A 21,186-nucleotide genomic window follows, 5' to 3' on the forward strand; every position below is an offset into this window, starting at 1 on the left:
AACCGCAAGGATTTACTCCGGCCGGCCCGGCCCCGCCGAGGCGGCGCGATAGCTGGAGCCGGAGCTGTAATAGGCCGTGCGGGTGCGGCAGCCGCTTTTGCCGATTTCGCGGCCGACCAGGGCGCCGCCGACGCCGCCGATCAGCAGACCGCCGCCGCCCTTCGAGATGGCGTTGCCGACCAGAGCGCCGCCGAGACCGCCGATGACGGTTCCGGTGGCCTTGCGGCTACGGCAGGTGGCGGCGTCGGCGTCCGTGGGCGCCAGCGTCGCGGGAAGGGCGATGGCGCCGATGGCCAGGCCGACGATAATGAGACGCGTCATGTGATCTTCGCCTTGGTGAAGGTCCCTCGGGCTTCACAACGCGTCTCGCCGGTAGAAGGATGCGCGAACGGCGGGATGTCGACTTAATCCCGCCATTCGCGCTTTGGGTCTCTAGGCCTTGCGCGCCTCGCGACCGGCCCGAACCGCCGCCGCCAACTGGTCGAGCAGGCGCACCGAGGTGTCCCAGTCGACGCAAGCGTCGGTGACCGACTGGCCGTAGGTCAGGGGCTGGCCGGGGACGATGTCCTGGCGGCCCGCGACGAGGTTGCTCTCGATCATCACCCCCATGATCGGCGAAGTCCCGGTCGCCACCTGAGCGCAGACGTCGGCGACCACGGCCGGCTGGTTCTCGTGGTTCTTGCCGCTATTGGCGTGGCTGACGTCGACCATGATCCGGGGCGGCATGCCCGCCTTGGCCACGGCTTGCGCGGCGGCGGCCACGCTGGCGGCGTCGTAGTTGGGCGTCTTGCCGCCGCGCAGTACGACGTGGCAGTCGCCGTTGCCGGTGGTGGTGGCGATGGCCGCGCGGCCCTCCTTGGTCACGGCCAGGAAATGGTGCGGCTGCGAGGCGGCGGTGACCGCGTCGACCGCGACCTTGACGTCGCCATTGGTGCCGTTCTTGAAGCCGACCGGGCAGGAGAGGCCCGAGGCCATCTCGCGATGGATCTGGCTTTCCGTCGTGCGCGCGCCGATCGCGCCCCAGGCCACCAGGTCGGCGATGTACTGCGGGGTGGTGACGTCCAGGAACTCGCAGGCCGTCGGCAGCCCCTGGGCGCTGACGTCCAGCAGCACCCGGCGCGCCAGGCGCAGGCCCTCGTTGATCCGGAAGCCGCCGTCCAGGTCTGGATCGTTGATCAGGCCCTTCCAGCCGACCGTGGTGCGGGGCTTCTCGAAATAGACCCGCATGATCACTTCCAGCTCGCCGGCGTGGCGCTCGCGCTCGGCGGCCAGGCGATGGGCGTAGTCGAGGGCGGCCTTGGGATCGTGGATCGAGCAGGGGCCGATCACCACCACCAGGCGGTCGTCGCGGCCGTGCAGGATCTCGTGGACCGCCGCGCGAGCCTCGCCGACGACCTCCGCGACCGACGAACTGGCCGGCGCCTCGCCGATCACCTGGGCGGGCGGGCTGAGCGTCTGAAGCTTTTCGATGCGCAGGTCGTCGGTGGGGACGGGCAGCGAGACGAGATGGACGGTGGAAGGCATGGCGTACTCCGAAAGATCTTGGGGGAAATTCCGCGAGGTCCGGCGGCCATGAAAAAAGCCGCCCGGGGAACCCCTGGCGGCTGGTGAAGGTGTCCTTGGTGGCCTGATGTCAGGCCGAACGAAACCCTCCCGGCGCCAGAGGCGTCGGATAGCTAAAATACCAAAACAGCTGTTGGCTGGCGGCGAGGGTCATCACAGCAACCGTAGCGCCACCTTTTCCACATGTCACCCCCGATTGCGGCGTCCGCGACCGATCGTCCTGGATTCACGATTAATCGGGATTCACCAAGCCTCGCGACCCCGCCTTAACCATCCGCCTGCATCTTGTCTCGAAACGGGATAGGAGGCGGCCGCATGGGCCAGCACGTGGAGACCCTGGTGATCGGCGCCGGCCCGGCCGGCCTGACGACCGCCTACACCCTGGCCAAGGCCGGCCGCGCCGTGACCGTGCTGGAGATGGATCCGACCTATGTCGGTGGCATCAGCCGGACGGTCGACTACAAGGGCTTCAAGTTCGACATCGGCGGCCACCGCTTCTTTTCGAAGAGCAAGGAGATCGTCGACCTCTGGAATGAGATCCTGCCCGACGATTTCATCGACCGGCCGCGCCTGTCGCGCATCTATTACCGCGAGAAGTTCTACGCCTATCCGCTGAAGGCCTTCGAAGCCCTGGCGAACCTGGGCGTCTGGACGGCGACCAGGTGCATGGCCTCGTTCGGCTGGGCCAAGGTCAAGCCGATCGCCAATCCGACCACCTTCCACCAGTGGGTCCGCAACCAGTTCGGCGAGAAGCTGTTCTCGATCTTCTTCAAGACCTACACCGAGAAGGTGTGGGGCATGAGCTGCGATGAGATCTCGGCCGACTGGGCCAGCCAGCGCATCAAGGGCCTGGACTTGGCCTCGGCCATCATCGACGGCGTCAAGCGCTCGCTGGGCGTCAAGGCCAGGACAGGCGAGGGCGCGCCCAAGACCCTGATCGAGAGCTTCCGCTATCCCCGCAAGGGTCCCGGCATGATGTGGGAAGCCTGCGCCGAGAAGATCACCGCCCTGGGCGGGCAGGTCCGCATGGGCCGCAAGGTCGACGGCCTGCACTACGACAAGCTGGCCAAGATCTGGACCGTCAGCGTCTCCTGCGCCGACGGCAAGAAGGAAATCTACACGGCCGACGACGTCGTCTCGTCCGCCCCGATCCGCGAGCTGATGCAGTCGGTCAGCCCGACCCCGATCAGCGTCTTCCACGCCGGCGAACTGATGTACCGCGACTTCCTGACCGTGGTGCTGATCGGCAAGCCGCAGAAGGAGCTGCCGGACAACTGGATCTATATCCACGATCCGTCGGTGAAGGTCGGCCGCGTGCAGAACTTCCGCTCGTGGTCGCCGGAAATGATCCCGGACGGCGTTTCGACGTGCCTGGGCCTGGAATACTTCTGCTTCGAGGGCGACGGCCTGTGGACCACCTCGGACGAGGATCTCGTCATCCAGGCCAAGCGCGAGATCGCCAAGATCGGCCTGATGGACCCAGCGGACGTCTACGACGCCTGCGTGGTGCGCCAGCACAAGGCCTATCCGGTCTATGACGACGCCTATGCCGAGCACATCAAGATGATCCGCCTGGACCTGAAGATGCACTTCCCGGGCCTGCACCTCGTGGGCCGCAACGGCATGCACAAGTACAACAACCAGGACCACGCCATGATGACCGGCCTGCTGACGGCCGAGAACATCATCGCCGGCGAGACCCTGCACGACGTGTGGGAGGTCAACGAGGACGCCGAGTACGGCGAGGCCGGCGTCTCCGGCGCCCGCGAGGCCCTGCGCAGCGAACGCCTGGTTCCGGCCAAGGTCGCGGCCTGATCATGGCCCTGGCTCCGCGGCTCTGGCGGCGTCTCTCCGAGGGGCTGCGCGAGCTGATGCTCTATGGCTTCGCCAGCGCCCTGGCCCTGGGGCTCGACTGGGGTCTGCTGCTGGCGCTGACGACGCTGGGCGTGAACTATCTGCTGGCCTCGGCGATGGGCTTCGTCAGCGGTATCGCCGTAACCTATCTGCTGTCGGTTTCGATGGTGTTCCGCCACCGCCCGGTCGCCGACCGCCGGCGCGAGTTCGTCGGCTTCGTCGGCGTGGGCCTGGCTGGCCTCATACTGACGCAGGGCCTGATGGCGCTTTGGGTCGAGGTCCTGCGCCTGCATCCGGGCGTGGCCAAGATCCCGACCGCCGCGATCGTCTTCATGTTCAACTTCACCGTCCGCCGGGCGCTGCTGTTCAAAGCCCCCAGAAGCCCCGGGGACGCCGACCCCGTCCAGTCGTGAGCCGCCTCGATAAGTTCGCCGATAGCCGCTGGCTTGGGTGGCTGGCCGCGTTTGGCCTGTTCCTGCTGAGCCGTCCCTATCTCGGCATCTATCACGACGGTCGCCTCTACGTGGCCGACGCCCTGGCCAAGCTGGACCCGGGCGGGGTCGGGCGCGACCTGATGTTCGTCCATGACGGGCAGTTCGGCTTCAGCCTCTACACGCCGATGCTGGCGCGATTGATCGCACTGCTGGGTCCGTCCGCCGCGACGATGGCGATCGTGGCCCTGACGCTGGCGCTGTGGTTCACGGCGGCGGTCTTGATGGTCGAGCGGCTCCTGGCGGATCGGTCGCCGGCGCTGCGCTGGGCGGCGTTGGTCTTCGTGGTCTCGTTGCCGTCTCTCTACGGGCCTCTGAACGTCATCGGCTTCGGCGAGCCCTACGCCACGCCGCGCGGCCTGGTCGAGGCGGCGGGCCTGGCCGGCATGGCCGCCTATCTGTCCGGACGACCTTGGCTGGGCCTTGGCCTCTGCATCGTCGGCATGCTGTTTCACCCGATCATGGGCCTGTGCTCGGCCGCCGCGATCGGCGCCGCCCTCTGCTTGGAGGACCGCCGTTGGCTATGGGCGGGTCTGACGGGAGTCGCCGTCGTCGCCGTGGCGGGCCTGGCGCACCTGCCCGTCGCCGACCGTCTGGTGACCGTCATGGACCCGGCCTGGCGGGCGGTGGTCGAGACCCGCAGCCCCATTCTGTTCCCCTCGCTCTGGCCGGTGGAAGCCTGGAGCCGTCTGGCCGTGCAGGCCTGCACCGTCGCGGCGGCGGGCTTTCTGCTCCAGGGCGCGCCGCGCCGACTGGTCCTGGGCGCCTTGATCGCCGGCCTCGTCGGCGTCGGTGTCGCCGCCATCCTCGGCGAGCGACTATCGCTGATCCTGTTCCTGCAGATCCAGAGCTGGCGCACCCTGCAACCCGTCGCCGTGCTGGCTCTGGCCTGCCTGGCGCTGCTGGTCGCCGAACTGCCCCGACGCGGGGCGGCGGGGCTGCTCGGCATGTCCCTGATCGGCGTGGCCTGGCTGTTCCGCGATGTCGCCGCGCTTGGCCTGCTCGCGGCGCCGGCGGGCCTGTTGCTTGTCGCCGTGGGCGGCAAGCTGCGCTTTACGCGTCCGAGACTTTGCATGGGCTTGGCGCTCGGCCTGCTGGCCGTGGCGGTGATCGGCTATGCTGGATTGGCTGGCGAGGGCCTGGCGGACAAACTGACGCGAGCGGGGCGCTATAGCGAAAGCATCGTCTGGTTCAGCGATCTGCCCGCCCTGGCGATCGCGCTGGCGCTCGGCGTGTGGTTGGCCCTAGGCCGACCGACACCGCCGGTCATGGCGCGTATCGCGGGTGTGGTGGTGGTCTGTCTGCTGGCGATCCTGCTGTGGGACGATCGCTCCGACTACACCCGCGCGCGTGACCGGGGGAGAGACCCGGGGCTTGTCGCCATGATCGCCGCGCGGCCCGGGCCGGTGCTGTGGCTGGTCGGCGACATGGAGCCTTGGTTGCTGCTGGGCCGACCCAGTTGGTCCGCTCGCGTGCAGGGCGCGGGCGTGGTGTTCTCGGAATCCATGGCCCTCGAGATCCGCGACCGCGCCGAGCGCCTGACCAACCTGGGACTGGCGGGCGAGGACTTCATTCGGCCGCTGACGGCGCCGGAACGTCGCCTGCCGCCACCGAGTCTGGCGCAGGTCCGGGCTTTCTGCGCGGCGCCGGACGCGCCGGCCTGGATCCTCTGGCCACGCTGGGACGACGCCCCGCCGTTGGCCGCCGAATTGAATGCGCAAGACTGGACGCCCAAGGCGCCGTTCATCCGCGAACAAGTCGATCAGGGCGCGCTCCGCGCTTTGAAGGCCAGCCGCTACGCCGTGATTCCCTGCGGCGGCGACTGAGTCTCGGCGGGCTCGCGCGGCGCCTTGAGGCGCTCGATGCTCCAGCCCAGGAAGTGCACCAGCGCGTCGGCTAGGCCGACCATCGCCGCCAGCACGAAGAGGCTGGACATCAGAAGAACCATCAGCGCCGACATGAGAAACTCCCGGTTCTCAGGATCAAGCGACGGGAGGGACGAGCGGTTCCCGTGGTAGCGCTATCAGGCGCCGAAAAAGCGCGCGTGAGGTTGACAACGTTGTCACGCTTCCTGTGAATGGCGCGTCCGCGCAAAGACGGATTCCACGAATAACGTCCCTAGGGAGTGGTGCAGTGATTGCGGTGAAATACAGCCTCGAGGGCGCCGTCCGATGACCGACGCCGCGATCGCGAAGACCACGACGAAAGGCAACGGCGTGAAGCTCGCCGTCGTCTATGTAACCTGCCTGTTCTTCATCTGGGCGCTGGTCACCAACCTGCTGGACCCGCTGCTGAAGACCTTCAAGACGGTCTTCACGCTGAGCCCCGTCGAGGCCAGCCTGACGGGCTTCGCTTTCTTTATCGCCTACGGGATCATGTCGCTGCCGTCGGCGGCGTTCCTGTCCAAGCTTGGCTACGCCAGGTCGGTCATGGTCGGCCTGGGCGGCATCGTCGCCGGCTGTTTCATCGCCATCGCGGCGGCCAAGCTGCACACCTTCGGCGTCTTTCTGGTCGGCCTGTTCGTGATGGCCTCGGGCGTGACCCTGCTGCAAGTCGCGGCCAATCCGCTGATCGCGTCGATGGGCAAGCCCGAAGAGTCCTCGTTCCGTCTGAACCTGTCGCAAGCGTTCAACTCGCTGGGCGCGGCCTGCGGCCTGTGGTTCGGCGCCAACTTCCTGCTCAAGGGCGAGATCTTCACCAAGGGCGTGGTGATCACCCAGGCCATGCGCGAGCAGGCCCTGGGCTTCGTCTCGAACGTCTATCTCGCCATCGGCGTGGGCCTTGCCCTGTTCATCCTGCTGATCTTCCTGGTCCGCCAGAAGATCACCGACGCCGCGCCGAAGACCGGCCAACTGGTCAATCCGTTCACCGCCCTGACCTCGAAGTGGGCGAACCTGGGCGCGATCGGCATCTTCCTCTATGTCGGCGCCGAGGTGGCGATCTCGCTTCACCTGCTGCTGTTCCTGGAGCAGTCGCGCATTCTGGACATTCCGTCGGAGCAGGCCGGCAAGCTGACGACCTTCTACATGGTGTTCGCCATGATCGGCCGCTTCGCCGGCTCGGCCATGCTGAAGACGATCAAGGACTACGCCCTGCTGACCGCCGTGGCCGTCGGCGCCATCGCCCTGTGCCTGGTCGTCATCCTGACCAAGGACATGACCCCCACGGCTCACACCGGCACGGTCAACCTGTTACTGGCCTCGGCCCCGCTGACCAGCGGCCTGATCCCCGCCTTCGCGGCCCTGCTGATCGGTCTGTTCAACTCGATCATGTTCCCGACGATCTTCACCCTGACCCTGCAACGGTCCTCGGCGCCGACCTCGGCGACCTCGGGCCTGCTGTGCATGGCCATCGTTGGCGGCGCCTTCCTGCCGCTGGCCTTCGCCAAGATCGAGGAGCTGACCGGTTCGATCTCGATGGGCTTCATCGCCCCGCTGGCCTGCTACGTCTATGTCCTGTGGTTCGCGCTGGTCGCCAAGAAGGCCCCGACCCACGAGATCCAGGAGGGCGTGGCTGGCGGTCACTAGGCCGCGCCGCGAGCCCTCCGATAGCCGAAGACCTGCAAGCGCACCCCGGGAGGCTCGTTCTCCCGGGGTTTTTTTGTCCTCGGGGCCGGGCCGGAAGGTGTTGGCGCCTCAGCCCGGTTTGCGGCCGCGCGGGCTGGCCCCGGTCCAGCGCTTGAAGGCGCGCGAGAAGGCGCTGGTTTCGGAGAAACCGACCAGATAGGCGGTCTCGTTGACCGATAGCTTCTCCAGATAGGTCTCGGCCATCCGCCGGCGCAGGTCGTCCAGTACCTGGTCGAAGCTGACGCCTTCGGCCTTCAGGCGGCGATAGAGGGTCTGGCGCGACAGGCCCAGGGCCGTGGCGACCGCGTCCATGGCCAGTTCCCCGGTGTGCAGCAGTGGGATCAGCAGGGCCTCGACCCGGCCGCGCGTGGTCTTGGACTCTTCCAGGCTGGCCAGCAGCGCGTCGGCGTGGCCGTTGAACATGCCGAAGGCGTAGCGGTTGGGCCGGTGGATCGCGAGGTTCAGCCACGAGGGCTCGATCCGCAGGGCGTTCCAAGCCGCGCCGAAGGTCACCGGCGCGCGCAGCACCCGCTCGTATTCGGCCGCGTGGGGTGGACGCGGACGGGTCAGGTGGACGGCCAGGGCGAAGGTGAAGTCCGGATAGTGCCGGGTCATCTCGCACGTGAAGCGGGCCAGGGCGGCCTCGATCAGTTCCGGGAAGTCCTCCGCGCAGCGGTCCTCCAGCCAGAGCTCGCCGTTGCGCGGCGTCAGCTGGAAGCGCGGACCGTCCGAGACGCCGTCGACCTCGACCACCAGGCGCGAAAAGCGGTTCAGCTGCTTCAGCGCCCCGCCCATGGTGTCGGCCGCCTGGCAGATCAGGCCGACGATCGAGATCTGCTCGAAGCGGGTGGCTTCCGGAAACTTCAGGGCCAGGGCCGGCTCGCCGGTCATCTCCTGGCCGGCGCGATAGAGCGCCTTGTAGCGCTCCAGCGGGATGCGGGCGTCCTGGTCCGCGAAGTCGGTCTCGGCCACGCCGGTTCGATCCAGCAGCGCCACGCGGTCCGCGCCCAGCGATACCGCGAACGCCAGCAGGGCGCTGAAGAACCCGCCCGACACCGTCGCTTGAACCACGCTTGCCTCAAAACGGATGGCCATGGCGCGAGCGGTAGCAGGGTGATCGCCAGGGTCAAGTTCGTGTCGCCGCGCGTCATGGCTCGGCTGGGCCGCGCTCATTAAGCCTGCGAACGAGGGATGCGTTGGCGGGTTGGTACACATGGAGAAGATCGCTAACCGGGCGCTGAGCGTCTCGGCGACCGCGTGGTTCATCGCCCTGATCATGGGGCTGTGGGCGTTCGGGGTCTATATCGTCGGGCTCTACGGCGTGGGCGCCGTCACCGGAGACTGGGAGCGCTGGAACGCGGTGCTGCCGGCGGGGCACGGCTACAATCATGGTGACACCGCCGGAAATCTGGCGCTGGGCGTCCACCTGCTGATGGCGGTGTTCGTGACCTTCGCCGGCTCGCTGCAGCTGGTTCCCGCGATCCGGGCCAAGGCGCCGGGTTTCCACCGCTGGAACGGGCGGGCGTTCATCACCGTGGCCCTCGCCATCGCGTTGTCTGGCCTGTTCATCGCCTTCACCCGGGGCGCGGTGGCCGGGATCTATATGGCGATCGGCAACACGCTGAACGCGGTGCTGCTGATGCTTTGCGCCGGGCAGGCGTTGCGTTTCGCGCGGAAGCGGCGGTTCGACCTCCATCGGCGCTGGGCCCTGCGGGCGTTCGTGCTGATGCTGGGCGTGTTCTTCTACCGTCTGGGCATGATGCTGTGGTTCGCCGCCAACCAGGGACCGGTGGGGCACACCAAGGCGTTCGACGGACCGTTCGACATCGCCCTGGCCTTCGGTCACGTGCTGGTCCCGGTCGCGATCCTGGAGCTCTACCTGCTGGCGCGGGACCGGGGCGGGGCGGGGGCCAAGCTGGCCATGGCGGGCGGCATGGCGGTGGTCACCCTGGCGACGGCGGCGGGCGGCTTCCTCGCTATGATGGGACTGTGGCTGCCGCGTCTTTAGGCACAGGCTCCGTTTCAGTTTTCCTGGGGGCGACCACCGGAAAACCTCGCTCGTAAATCCCACCGCGCGGCACGACATTCTGTCCTCAAGTTTGTCGAGGATCGCGCATGGCCGTCGCCCAGCCGAAGAGCAGCCGTTTCATCAGCGGGTTCGGAGTCCAGGTCCTGGTCGCCATGGCCCTGGGCCTGGGGCTGGGGCTGCTGGCCCGCAACCTGGGACCGGGCGAAGGCCAGGCGGGCTACGCGCTGGCCGAGACCTTGCACCAGGTCGGCTCGATCTTCGTCCAACTGCTGCGCACCCTGGTGCCGCCGCTGGTGTTCACCGCCATCGTCGCCTCGATCGCCAACATCGCCCAGCTGCAGAACGCCGCGCGCCTGGTCTGGCGGACCCTGTTCTGGTTCGCGGTCACCGCCCTGATCGCCGTTCTGATCGGCATCGCCCTCGGTTTGATCCTGCAGCCTGGCCTGCACACCAGCGTCGCGGCCGCCGCCGCCAAGGCGCCCAAGACCCACGGCTCGTGGCTGGACTTCCTGACCGGCCTGGTCCCCGGCAACATCCTGGGCCTGGCCGCCTCGACCAAGGTTTCCGACGCGGGCGTGGCGACGACCTCGCTGTCGTTCAACGTGCTGCAGATCGTGGTGATCTCCCTGGTCGCCGGGATCGCGGCCCTGAAGGTCGGCGAGGCGGGCGAGGCCTTTCTGAAGTTCAACGCCTCGGCCCTGGCGATCGTGCGCAAGGTGCTGTGGTGGGTGATCCGCCTGACGCCGATCGGCACCGTCGGTCTGTTCGGCAACGCCGTGGCCCAGTACGGCTGGACGACGCTGGGTCAGCTGGGCGCCTTCACCGGCGCGATCTATATCGGCCTGGGCTTGGTGCTGCTGGTCGTCTACCCGACGATCCTGGCCCTGAACGGCCTCAACCCGATCAAGTTCTTCCAGGGCGCCTGGCCGGCGATCCAGCTGGGTTTCGTCTCGCGCTCGTCGGTCGGCACACTGCCCGTGACCGAGGCCGTGACCGAGACCAGCCTGGGCGTGCCGCGCGCCTACGCCGCCTTCGCCGTGCCGTTCGGCGCGACCACCAAGATGGACGGCTGCGCCGCCATCTATCCGGCGATCTCGGCGATCTTCGTGGCTCAGTTCTTCGGCGTGCACCTGGCCTGGTCGGACTATTTCCTGATCGTCTTCGTCTCGGTGATCGGCTCGGCCGCCACGGCGGGCCTGACCGGCGCGACGGTGATGCTGACCCTGACCCTGTCGACCCTGGGCCTGCCCCTCGAGGGCGTGGGCCTGCTGCTGGCCATCGATCCGATCCTGGACATGGGCCGCACGGCCGTGAACGTCGCCGGCCAGGTGCTGGTCCCGACCATCGTGGCAAAACGCGAAGGGATCCTGGATCTCGCGACCTACAACACCGCTCGCGTTCCGGCCGAGACGGTCCTGCATCCCGCCGAATAGGCGAGCGCGGTTGCGCCGGGACGCTTTAGCGGCAATTTTGCCGGCCTCGTAAAGCGTCCCCGGGGGATTCCATGGCTTTGAAGACGACGAACGGCGGCCCGCAGGGGCCGAGCCGGCGCGCCTTCCTGTCCAGCGCCACGGCCCTGATGGGGCTGGCCGTCACCGCCCCCCGCGCCTTCGCCCGGGCTTCGGATCGCATCGAAGGGCTGCTGGCCCAGATGACGATCGAGGAGAAGGCCGGCCAGCTGTCCTGTTTCGCCGACATGATCCGGCCGCCGATCGGCGACATCAATCCGCTGGTCAATATCCGCAACGCCGAGATCCTGCTGGCCGAGGTGAGGGCAGGCCGGATCGGGATGCTGTTCAACGGGGTGGGCGCCCAGGCCGCGCGCGACACGCAGAAGGCCGCGATCGAGGACTCGCGCCTGAAGATCCCGCTGCTGTTCGCGGCCGACGTGATCCACGGCTTCCGCACCGTGTTTCCGATCCCCCTGGGCGAGACCGCCAGCTTCGACCCGCACCTGGCCGAGCGCACCGCTCGCGCCACCGCTCTGGAGGCGACCGCGTCGGGCCTGCACTGGACCTTCGCGCCGATGGTCGACGTCGCCCGGGATCAGCGCTGGGGCCGGGTGGCCGAAGGGGCGGGCGAGGACGTCTTTCTGGGCGAGGTGATGGCCGCCGCCCGCGTGCGCGGCTTCCAGGGCAAGGACCTCAAGGCCGACGACAGCATGCTGGCCACGCCCAAGCACTTCGCCGCCTACGGCGCGGTGATGGCGGGCCTGGAGTACAATTCGGTCGAGGTCTCCGAGGCCACGCTGCGCGAGGTGCACCTGCCGCCGTTCCAGGCCGCCTTCGCGGCCGGCGCCCAGACTACCATGTCGGCCTTCAACGACGTCAACGGCGTCCCGGCGACCGCCAACAAGAGGCTGCTGACCGACATCCTGCGCGGAGAGTGGGGCTTCAAGGGCGTGGTGGTCTCGGACTACACGGCCGACCAGGAGCTGGTGGCCCACGGCTATGCCGCCGACGACCGCGACGCCGCGCGCCTGGCCATCCTGGCGGGTGTCGACATGAGCATGCAGAGCGGCCTCTACAATCGATACCTGCCGGAGCTGGTCGCCTCGGGCGCCGTGCCGATGGCCACGGTCGACGCGGCCGTGCGCCGGGTTCTGGCCCTGAAGGAGGCGATCGGCCTCTTCGACAACCCCTACCGCTCGCTGGATCCGCGCGACGAGGCGGCCCGCACCGCCACGCCCGCTTTGCGCGCCCTGAGCCGCGAGGCCGGCGCGCGCTCGATCGTGCTCTTGAAGAACGATCAGGCCCTCCTGCCCTTGCCCAAGGCCGGCAAGCGCCTGGCCTTGATCGGTCCGTTCGCCGACGACCGCGACAACGTGCTGGGGGCCTGGGGCGGCTTCTTCGCGGACCGTCGCCTGAACGTCGATCTGGCCACCGGCGTGCGCGCCCAGCTGGCCGATCCGGCGAGCCTGATCGTCGAGCGCGGCTGCGAGGTCGAGACCACCATCGCCGGCGGCTTCGAGCGCGCGGTGGCCGCGGCTCAGGCCGCCGACATCGTCCTGCTGGCCGTCGGCGAGAGCCAGGACATGACCGGCGAGGCCAAGTCGCGCACGGATATCCGCATCCCGCCGGTGCAGCAGCGCCTGGCCGAAGCGATCGCCGCGACGGGAAAGCCGGTCGTCGTCCTGTTGCGGCACGGCCGCGCGATCCAGCTGGAGGGCGTGGTCCGCGACGCCCCGGCGATCCTGGCGACTTGGTTCCTGGGCAGCGAGATGGGCAACGCCGTGGCCGACGTGCTGTTCGGCGTGGTGAACCCCTCGGGCCGACTGCCGGTCAGCTTCCCGATCGACAGCGGCCAGGAGCCGTTCTTCTACAACGGCCGCACCACCGGCCGCCCGGCCCCGGCCGATCCGAACGGCCAGGAGTACAAGGCGCGCTGGCGCTCGATCCGCAACGACGCGCTCTATCCGTTCGGCTTCGGCCTCAGCTACACGCGCTTCGACGTCACCGATATGAAGCTGTCGACGGAGCGGCTTGGCTGGAACGACACGCTGCACGTGACCGCCAAGGTCAAGAATAGCGGCGACCTGCACGGCGACCATGTCGTCCAGCTCTACATCCGCGACCGGGTCGCCAGCCGCACCCGGCCGGTGCGCGAGCTGAAGGGTTTCCAGCGTGTCTCCCTGGCGCCGGGGGGCGAACGCGAGGTGCGGTTCGAGCTGAAGCGCGAGAACCTGATGTTCGTCGGCGACAACGACTACTGGATCGCCGAGCCGGGGATGTTCGACGTCTGGCTGGCCAGTTCCGCCGTCGACGGCCTGATGGCCAGCTTCGAGCTGCTAGGGGCGGGGCTGGGCTGAACCCGAATCGGTGGCGTTAGGAGTTTGGGCCAAAAAGCGGCCGACGCCTCGCTTCAAGGCGTTCGCGTTAAGCGCGCGCTAAGCTTGACGTCGCGTGTCCAGGCGCTGTGAACGGACGGTGCAAGACGAAGCTAACATCTTACTTTATAAGGCTTATGCGCGCATCCAACAGGCCGAAATATAGGTGCGCCCGTAAACTCGCGTGGCATGTATAACGCTGCGTCGGCATGTCTCGTTGAAAGGACTTGGAAAGGAAATATGGTTACCGGAATCAAGCCATAGTTGGGCTTGTTGCGGGACGCTTGATTTTGGGGGGCGTCTCCATGGTTTGCGTCCGGGCCCGCAGGTGCGTGTCCGCCAGCAAGGGTGGGTGAATGTCGATCTCGAGCCTTTCTGCAGCGCAGATCTCGAACCTCTCGATCACGGCGATCCAGGGGCTGTCCACGACAGACATCCAGTCGCTCAACGGGTCTCAGATCGCCGCGATCAGCGCGACAGGGATCGGCGCGCTCGCCGACACCCAGGTCGCCGCGCTCAGCACGACCCAAGTCAAGGCGCTCACCGCCACCCAGATCCCGAAGTTCGCGACTTCGGTGGTCTTCGACGTCACCCAGCTGACGCAGCTCTCGACCAACCAGGTTTCCGCGCTCACGTCGACCCAGCTCGCGGCCCTCGACGTGTCGCACATCGCCAGCCTCGGCTCGACCCAGATCGGCGCCCTGTCGGCGACCAACTTCTCGGGCCTGGTCGGCACCCAGATCGCCGCCCTGAGCCAGGACCAGATCAAGGGCGTCAGCGTCGTCCAGGCGAAGGCGCTAAGCGTCGCCGACGTCGGCGAGCTGGTCGGCACCCAGATCGCCGCCCTTGGCGTCGACCGCGTGGCCGCGCTGTCGACGACCAACGTGTCGGCGCTCGACGCCACCCAGATGGGGTCGCTGACCACCACCCAGATCAAGAGTCTGACGGCCGCGCAGGTCAAGGGGCTGACCACCACCGACATCGGCGAGATGTCGACGACGCAGGTCGGCGCTCTTTCGGCCGTGCAACTGGGCGCGCTGACCACGGGCGCGTTCTCGGCCCTGGCGGCCACGCAGATGGCCGTGCTGACGGCGACCCAGCTCAAGGGCGTCACCAACGACCAGATCAAGGCCCTGACGGTCACCGACGTCGGTGAGCTGTCCTCGACCCAGGTCGGCGGCCTCAGCGTCGCGCAGCTCGGCGCCCTGACCACGGGGCAGGCGGCGACGCTGTCGACGGACCAGATCGCCATCCTGGCCTCGACCCAGGTCGCGGCCCTGTCGGCTTCCGCGTTCTCGGCCTTGAACGCCACTCAGGTCGGCGGGCTGACCGAAAACCAGATCAAGGGCCTGACGGTCCAGCAGATGTCCGCCCTGAGCGTCAGCGACGTCGGCGAGCTGACCTCCACACAGGTCGGCTTCCTGAGCGCGACCCAGCTGGGCGCGCTGACCACCGGCGCGTTCTCGGCCCTGGACGCCACGCAGGTGGCGGCGTTGTCGACGAGCCAGATCAAGGGTCTGACGGCCAACCAACTGAAGGCCCTGACGACCACTGACATCGGCGAGCTGACGACGACCCAGATCGGCTCCCTGGCGACCAGCCAGTTGGCCGCCATCACCTCGACCAACATCTCGGCGCTGGCCGACACCCAGGTGGCGGCGCTGACGACGACCCAAATCAAGGGTCTGACGATCGACCAGATGAAGGGGTTGAGCGCCGCCGACGTGGGCGAACTGTCCACGACCCAGGTCGGGGCCCTGCTGCCGAACCAGCTGGGCTCGCTGACGGCGGCGGCCTTCTCGGCCCTGGCCGACACTCAGGTCGCCAGGCTGAACAACAGCCAGATCGCCGGCATCAGCGCGACCCAGATCCGCGGCATGACGGTCACCGACATCGGTGAGCTGTCCTCGACCCAGATCGGCGGCCTGACGACCGCCCAGGTGGGCGTGCTGGCCACCACCCAGGTGCAGTCGCTGACGACCACCCAGATCGGCGGGCTGACCTCGACGCAGCTGGGCGCGGTCAGCACGACCAACCTGACCCTGATGGACGCCACGCAGCTGGGCGCCCTGACGACGACGCAGCTCAAGGGCCTGACCGCCCAGCAGATGGGCTCTCTGACCGTCGCCAATGTCGGCAACCTGGTCGACACCCAGATCGGCGGGCTTTCGTCGACGCAGCTGGGCGCCATCTCGACGACAAGCTTTTCCTCGCTGAGCGCCACCCAGGTCTCGTTGATCAACGAGACCCAGATCAAGGGCCTGACCGCCAACCAGATCAAGGCGCTGACGACCACCGACATCGGCGAGCTGTCGACCACCCAGGTCCGTTCCCTGACGACCGCCCAGTTGGGCGCGATGTCCTCGACCAATCTTTCGGCGCTCGACGCCAACCAGATGGCGGCCCTGACCGAAACCCAGGTGAAGGGCCTGACAGCCGTTCAGCTGAAGAACCTGACGACCACCGACATCGGCGAGCTGACCACCACCCAGGTCAAGGCGCTGAGCGCCGACCAGATCAAGAACCTGAGCGCGGCCGCCGTCTCGGCGATGGTCGACACCCAGGTCGCGGTGCTGAGCAGCACGCAGGTGAGAGGTCTGTCCGCGGCCCAGCTGCAGGCCATGACGGCCAGCGACATCGCCGAACTGGCCGATACCCAGATCGGCGCCCTGGCGACCTCTCAGCTGTCGGCTCTGAACCTGACCAACGTGAAGAGCCTTTCGACGGCTCAGCTGAGCCAACTGACCGCCACGCAGGTCGGTTCGCTGTCGGCGACGAACTTCGCGGCTCTCGACGCCACGCAAGTCGGCTCGCTGACCGAGAGCCAGGTCAAAGGCCTGACCAGCGCTCAACTGGCCGCCTTGACGGCCTCCGACATCGGCGAGCTCGCCACGACCCAGATCAGCGCCCTGAGCGCGGCCCAGGTCGGCTCCCTGACGGCGACGGCATTCACCGCGCTGGACGCGAACCAGACGGCGGCCCTGACGACCACGCAGATGAAGGGGCTGACCTCTTCGCAGCTTAAGGCCCTATCGACGACCGACATCGGCGATCTGGCCGGCACCCAGATCGGCGCCCTGACGGCGACTCAGCTGGGCGCCATGACCTCGACGGGCTTCTCGGCCCTGAACGCCACCCAGATGGCCCAGATCTCGACGGGCCAGATCAAGGGCCTGACAGCCGATCAGCTGAAGAACCTGACCGTCACCGACATCGGCGAGCTGTCGACCACCCAGGTCTCGGCCCTGACGGCCGACCAGATCAAGAACCTCTCGGCGGCCAGCATCTCGGCCCTGGCCGACACCCAGATCGCCGTCCTGGTCAACACGCAGATCCAGGCGCTGAACACGACCCAGCTGAAGGGCCTGTCGGTCTCCGACATCGACGAGCTGTCGGCGACCCAGGTCGGCGCGTTGTCCGCGGCCCAGCTGACCGCTCTGGTCTCGACCCAGGTTCAGGAGCTTTCGACCACGCAACTGGGCGCCCTCACCGGCACGCAGGTGGGCGCGATCACGGCGACCAACTTCAGCCTGATGGACGCCACCCAGATGGGCGCCCTGACCTCGACCCAGCTGAAAGGCCTGACCACCGCCCAGGTGGCGGCGCTGACGACCACCAACGTGGCCGCCCTCGCCGACACGCAGATCCAGGCGCTGAGCGCGAGCCAACTGGGCGCCATGGCCGCGACCAGCTTCTCCGCCCTGAATTCGACCCAAGTCTCGCTGATCAACGCGACGCAGATCAAGGGCCTGACGACCGCGCAGGTGAAGGGTCTGTCGGTCACCGATATCGGCGAGCTGAACACGACCCAGCTGTCGGCCCTGTCGACGGCCCAGATCGGCGCGCTGTCGGCCGCCAACTTCTCGGCCCTGGTCGACACCCAGGTGGCGGCGCTGACGGCGACCCAGATGAAGGGCCTGACCGCCGCCCAGATCAGCGGTCTGTCCCTCACCGACGTGGGCGAACTGTCCGCGACCCAGATCGGCGCCCTGGGCGCTGACCAGATCAAGAACCTCGCGCCCGCCAATCTCTCGGCCCTGGACGCGACGCAGACCGCGGCTCTGACGACGAGCCAGATGAAGGGGCTGACCAACACCCAGATCGCCAGCCTGACCGTCACCGACATCGGCGAGCTGAACCAGACCCAGATCGGCGCGCTGTCGAGCGGCCAGATCTCGGCGCTGAACGTCGCGGACCTGTCCACCACCCAGATCTCGGGCCTCAGCGCCTCGGTGATCGGTGCGCTGGGCGCGACCAAGTTCGCCGCCTGGGACGCCACCCAGGTCAGCGCGCTGAACGACACCCAGATCAGGGGGCTCACCGCCTCGCAGCTGGGCGCGCTGAACGCCACCGACATCGCCGAGTTCTCGACGACCCAGGTCAAGGCCCTGACGCCGACCCAGTTGGGGGCGATTTCGGCGACGGGCTTCTCGGCCCTTGACGCCACCCAGGTCGGTGCGCTGACCACGACGCAGATCAAGGGCGTCTCGGCCAACCAGCTGAAGGCGCTGACGGTCACGGACGTCGGTGAACTGTCGACCACCCAGGTCGGCGCGCTCTCGCCGGCGCAGGTCGGCGCGCTGACGGCCACGGGCTTCTCGGCCCTGGACGCCAATCAGGTCGCCGCCCTGACGACGACCCAGATCAAGGGTCTGACCGCTGACCAGCTGAAGAACCTGACCGTCACCGACGTCGGCGAGCTGCTGACGACCCAGATCCAGGCCCTGACGGCCGACCAGGTCAAAAACCTCTCGGCGGCCAGCATCTCGGCCCTGGCCGACACCCAGGTCGCGGTTCTGGCCAACACCCAGATCCAGGCGCTGAACGCCACCCAGCTGAAGGGCCTGTCGGTCACCGACATCGACGAGCTGTCGGCGAACCAGATCGGCGCGCTTTCGGTGCTGCAGATCGGCGCCCTGGCCGGCACCCAGGTGCAGGAGCTGTCGACGACCCAGCTGGCCGGCCTGACCGCCAGCCAGGTGGGCGCGCTCAGCAACACCGCCTTCCTGGCCCTGGACGGGACCCAGGTGCAGAGCCTGACCGCGACCCAGATCAAGGGTCTGACGGCCACCCAGCTGAAGGCGCTGGACGGCTTCAACACCTCCGAGTTCTCGACCTCGGTGGCCAAGCTGTCCGCCAGCCAGCTGGGGGCGCTGACCACCACCGCCCTGAACGCCCTGGATCCGACCCAGATCGACGCCTTGACGACCACCCAAATGGCGGGTCTGACCGGCACGCAGGCGAACGGTCTGTCGGGCTCCTTCCTGCTGTATATCGACGAGACCCAGGCGGCCTCCATATCGACCAGCCTGCTGTCGGCGCTGTCGACGACCATGCTGGACAACCTGGACAGGACCAAGGCCCAGGCCTTGACGGCGACCCAGCTTAAGGCGCTGACCGTCGCTCAGATTGGCGGCTCCGCCGGCAATATGCTGCACGAGCTGACCGGCACGCAGCTGAGCAGTCTGACAACGGCGCAGATCGGCGCGCTCAATGCGACCAATATCAGCGCGCTCGACGCAACGGCGGTGAAGTCGCTGACCACCAGCCAGATCGGCGCGATCAAGAAGGAAGCCATCAGCAACTTCGCCAACTCCTTCTATGACGACCTGCAAGCCAGTCAGATCCCGGGCCTCACGGCGATCCAGATCGGCGCGCTGCCGCAGGGCATCCTGGGCGCCTTCGGCGACACCAATGTCGCCGCGCTGTCGGCCACCCAGATCGGCGCGCTGTCGACGACCAACCTGAGGTCGCTGTACCAGACCCAGACCGCCGCCCTGACCACCACTCAGGTCAAGGGCCTGACGGCGACCCAGATCAGCGGCATGGGCTATGACGCGTTGGATCTGAGCGAGACGGCCATTGGCGCGCTCAGCCCGACCCAGCTCGGCGGCTTCGAGGCCACGTCCTTTAACAACCTGAGCGAGACCAAGTTCGCGGCGATCACCTCGACCCAGGTCAAGGGGCTGACCGCCACCCAGATCAAGGGTTTCGCCCAGGGCGGCGTGCTTGACCGTCTGGCCGACACCCAGATCCAGGGGCTCTCGGCCCTGCAGGTCGGCGCGTTCAGCACCACGGGCTTCTCGCTGCTGAACCAGACCCAGGTCGCGGCGCTGAACGCCACCCAGGTCAAGGGTATCGCGGCCAGCCAGCTGCAGAGCCTGACGGTCACGGACATCGGCGAGTTCTCGACCACCCAGATCCGGGCCCTGACCGCGGATCAGATGAAGCAGCTCTCGGCGACCAACATCTCGGCCCTTGCCGACACCCAGGTCGCGGTTCTGGCCAACACCCAGCTCCAGGCGCTGAACGCCACCCAGCTGAAGGGCCTGTCGGTCACCGACATCGACGAGCTGTCGGCCACCCAGATCGGCCAGCTCGCGCCGGCCCAGATCACCGCCCTGGTCCCGAGCCAGTTGCAGGAACTGTCAACCACCCAGGTTGGCGGCCTCACGGCCACCCAGCTGGGCGCGATCTCGTCCACCAACGTCTCGCTGATGCGCGACACCCAGTTGGCCGCCCTTTCGACGACCCAGATCAAGGGTCTGACGGCGCTGCAGATGGGCGGTCTGAACACCGCCAACATCGCCGCCCTGGCCGACACCCAAGTGCAGGCTCTCAGCTCGACCCAGCTAGGCGGCATGACGCCGACCGGCTTCTCGAACCTGAGCGCCACGCAGGTGGGCGTGCTGACCTCGGTGCAGCTGAAGGGTCTGACGACGGCTCAGGTCAAGGGCCTGACGGTCACTGACGTCGCCGAGTTCGACGAAACCCAGATCGGCGCGCTGTCGGCGGCCCAGATCGGCGCCCTGAGCGCGACCGCCTTCTCGGCCCTGGTCGACACCCAGGTGGCCGCCCTGACGACGACCCAGATCAAGGGCCTGACGGCCGATCAACTGAAGGGCCTGAACACCACCGACATCGGTGAGCTGACGACGACCCAGGTCGCCAGCCTGGCGCCGACCCAGTTGGCGCAGATCTCGGCGACCAACCTCTCGGCTCTCGACGCCAACCAGACCGCCGCGCTGACGACGGCGCAGGTCAAGGGTCTGACCCTCGACCAGGTGAAGGGTCTGTCGACCACCGACATCGGCGAGCTGGCCGACACCCAGGTCGCCGCCCTGACCGCGCCCCAGGTGGGAGCCCTGAGCGCGGCCCAGACCGGCACTTTGTCGGCCGCCCAGATCGCCCTGATGGCCGCCACCCAGGTCGGCGCCCTGTCGACCACGGCCTTCTCGGCCTTGGCTGGCACGCAGGTCGCCGCGCTGACCAGCACCCAGGTGAAGGGCATCGTGCCCAGCCAGCTGGCGGCCCTGAGTCCGGCTGATGTCGGTCAGTTCATCGACACCCAGATCGCGGCGTTGAGCATCCTGCAACTGGCGGCGATGTCGGCGACCAACATCTCGGCCCTGGACGCCACCCAGACCGCCGCCCTGACGACGACCCAGATGAAGGGGCTGACGGCTTCGCAACTCAAGGGCCTGTCGGTGACCGACGTGGGCGACCTGGCGGCCTCGCAGCTGTCGGCCCTGACGAGCACCCAGCTCGGCGCCCTGGGCACGACGGTGATCGACGCGATGAGCACGACCCAGATCGGCCAGTTGCAAGCCACGCAGATCTCCGGCCTGACCGCCACCCAGCTGGACTATCTGTCGACGACCAATATCGCGGCGCTGACTTCGACCCAGGCCAACGCCCTGACGCCCGCCCAGGTGCAAAGCCTGAACGACGCCCAGATCGCGGCCTACCTGACCGTGAGCTGATCCCGGCCGCCGTCCACGCCTCCCGAGGCGCGGACGGCGGACCGCTTGCGATCCTTGCTCTCGGGCATTGGTCGAGTTTCAAACCCCATGCCAT

At 67.9% G+C, this 21,186-nt stretch carries 13 protein-coding genes; 8 read left to right on the top strand and 5 right to left on the bottom strand.

The window, feature by feature from the left end; translation table 11 throughout:
- Window positions 1-12 precede the first annotated feature (12 nt).
- From AC1RNC_RS02250 to AC1RNC_RS02260, 3 genes are all read right to left on the bottom strand, one after another.
- Entirely contained in the window at window positions 13-321 is a 309-nt protein-coding gene (locus AC1RNC_RS02250) for a glycine zipper 2TM domain-containing protein (protein ID WP_492883361.1), read from the bottom strand.
- A gap of 111 nt (window positions 322-432) precedes the next feature.
- Window positions 433-1,524: a 3-deoxy-7-phosphoheptulonate synthase gene (locus AC1RNC_RS02255; RefSeq protein WP_492883363.1), complete on the bottom strand. Its 1,092-nt coding sequence runs from the start codon at window positions 1,522-1,524 to the stop codon at window positions 433-435.
- A gap of 109 nt (window positions 1,525-1,633) precedes the next feature.
- Window positions 1,634-1,717: a hypothetical protein gene (locus AC1RNC_RS02260; RefSeq protein WP_125156646.1), complete on the bottom strand. Its 84-nt coding sequence runs from the start codon at window positions 1,715-1,717 to the stop codon at window positions 1,634-1,636.
- Between the two features lie 161 nt (window positions 1,718-1,878).
- Between AC1RNC_RS02260 and AC1RNC_RS02265 the strand changes: the two genes are divergently transcribed.
- Genes AC1RNC_RS02265 through AC1RNC_RS02275 form a run of 3 tightly spaced genes read left to right on the top strand, consistent with a single transcriptional unit; the run spans window position 1,879 to window position 5,734 of the window.
- Window positions 1,879-3,378: an NAD(P)/FAD-dependent oxidoreductase gene (locus tag AC1RNC_RS02265; protein WP_492883365.1), complete on the top strand. Its 1,500-nt coding sequence runs from the start codon at window positions 1,879-1,881 to the stop codon at window positions 3,376-3,378.
- A gap of 2 nt (window positions 3,379-3,380) precedes the next feature.
- Window positions 3,381-3,830, top strand: coding sequence for a GtrA family protein (locus tag AC1RNC_RS02270; RefSeq protein WP_492883367.1), 450 nt, complete (start codon window positions 3,381-3,383; stop codon window positions 3,828-3,830).
- Window positions 3,827-5,734, top strand: a complete 1,908-nt coding sequence (locus tag AC1RNC_RS02275; RefSeq protein ID WP_492883369.1) for a hypothetical protein — start codon at window positions 3,827-3,829, stop codon at window positions 5,732-5,734. The genes AC1RNC_RS02270 and AC1RNC_RS02275 overlap by 4 nt, the downstream gene beginning before the upstream one ends.
- Here AC1RNC_RS02275 and AC1RNC_RS02280 read toward each other — a convergent pair.
- The gene (locus AC1RNC_RS02280) at window positions 5,704-5,868 is read right to left on the bottom strand and encodes a hypothetical protein (protein WP_492883371.1); all 165 of its coding nucleotides are present in this window, start codon (window positions 5,866-5,868) and stop codon (window positions 5,704-5,706) included. The genes AC1RNC_RS02275 and AC1RNC_RS02280 overlap by 31 nt on opposite strands.
- Before the next feature lie 211 nt (window positions 5,869-6,079).
- Here AC1RNC_RS02280 and AC1RNC_RS02285 point away from each other — a divergent pair, with 211 nt between their 5' ends.
- The gene (locus AC1RNC_RS02285) at window positions 6,080-7,435 is read left to right on the top strand and encodes a sugar MFS transporter (protein WP_492883373.1); all 1,356 of its coding nucleotides are present in this window, start codon (window positions 6,080-6,082) and stop codon (window positions 7,433-7,435) included.
- A gap of 108 nt (window positions 7,436-7,543) precedes the next feature.
- Here AC1RNC_RS02285 and AC1RNC_RS02290 read toward each other — a convergent pair whose 3' ends face one another.
- Entirely contained in the window at window positions 7,544-8,545 is a 1,002-nt protein-coding gene (locus AC1RNC_RS02290) for an AraC family transcriptional regulator (RefSeq protein ID WP_492883375.1), read from the bottom strand.
- 142 nt (window positions 8,546-8,687) lie between these two features.
- Here AC1RNC_RS02290 and AC1RNC_RS02295 point away from each other — a divergent pair, with 142 nt between their 5' ends.
- From AC1RNC_RS02295 to AC1RNC_RS02310, 4 genes are all read left to right on the top strand, one after another.
- Window positions 8,688-9,482 carry a DUF2306 domain-containing protein gene (locus AC1RNC_RS02295; protein WP_492883377.1) on the top strand — a complete coding sequence of 265 codons (795 nt, stop codon included), beginning with the start codon at window positions 8,688-8,690 and terminating at the stop codon, window positions 9,480-9,482.
- 107 nt (window positions 9,483-9,589) lie between these two features.
- Complete coding sequence (locus tag AC1RNC_RS02300) at window positions 9,590-10,936, top strand: dicarboxylate/amino acid:cation symporter (RefSeq protein WP_492883379.1); 1,347 nt, start codon at window positions 9,590-9,592, stop codon at window positions 10,934-10,936.
- 71 nt (window positions 10,937-11,007) lie between these two features.
- Window positions 11,008-13,311 carry a glycoside hydrolase family 3 N-terminal domain-containing protein gene (locus tag AC1RNC_RS02305; RefSeq protein WP_492883381.1) on the top strand — a complete coding sequence of 768 codons (2,304 nt, stop codon included), beginning with the start codon at window positions 11,008-11,010 and terminating at the stop codon, window positions 13,309-13,311.
- Between the two features lie 374 nt (window positions 13,312-13,685).
- The gene (locus AC1RNC_RS02310; protein WP_492883383.1) at window positions 13,686-21,092 is read left to right on the top strand and encodes a beta strand repeat-containing protein; all 7,407 of its coding nucleotides are present in this window, start codon (window positions 13,686-13,688) and stop codon (window positions 21,090-21,092) included.
- Window positions 21,093-21,186: the final 94 nt, after the last annotated feature.

It is taken from the genome of Caulobacter sp. GW822-FHT01G02, assembly GCF_058802865.1.

Coding starts and splice junctions, on each gene's coding strand:
- AC1RNC_RS02295 (WP_492883377.1), top strand. CDS start 8,688: ATGGAGAAGATCGCTAACCGGGCGCTGAGCGTCTCGGCGACCGCGTGG.
- AC1RNC_RS02300 (WP_492883379.1), top strand. CDS start 9,590: ATGGCCGTCGCCCAGCCGAAGAGCAGCCGTTTCATCAGCGGGTTCGGA.
- AC1RNC_RS02265 (WP_492883365.1), top strand. CDS start 1,879: ATGGGCCAGCACGTGGAGACCCTGGTGATCGGCGCCGGCCCGGCCGGC.
- AC1RNC_RS02285 (WP_492883373.1), top strand. CDS start 6,080: ATGACCGACGCCGCGATCGCGAAGACCACGACGAAAGGCAACGGCGTG.
- AC1RNC_RS02260 (WP_125156646.1), bottom strand. CDS start 1,717: ATGACCCTCGCCGCCAGCCAACAGCTGTTTTGGTATTTTAGCTATCCG.
- AC1RNC_RS02250 (WP_492883361.1), bottom strand. CDS start 321: ATGACGCGTCTCATTATCGTCGGCCTGGCCATCGGCGCCATCGCCCTT.
- AC1RNC_RS02255 (WP_492883363.1), bottom strand. CDS start 1,524: ATGCCTTCCACCGTCCATCTCGTCTCGCTGCCCGTCCCCACCGACGAC.
- AC1RNC_RS02305 (WP_492883381.1), top strand. CDS start 11,008: ATGGCTTTGAAGACGACGAACGGCGGCCCGCAGGGGCCGAGCCGGCGC.
- AC1RNC_RS02310 (WP_492883383.1), top strand. CDS start 13,686: ATGTCGATCTCGAGCCTTTCTGCAGCGCAGATCTCGAACCTCTCGATC.
- AC1RNC_RS02280 (WP_492883371.1), bottom strand. CDS start 5,868: ATGTCGGCGCTGATGGTTCTTCTGATGTCCAGCCTCTTCGTGCTGGCG.
- AC1RNC_RS02270 (WP_492883367.1), top strand. CDS start 3,381: ATGGCCCTGGCTCCGCGGCTCTGGCGGCGTCTCTCCGAGGGGCTGCGC.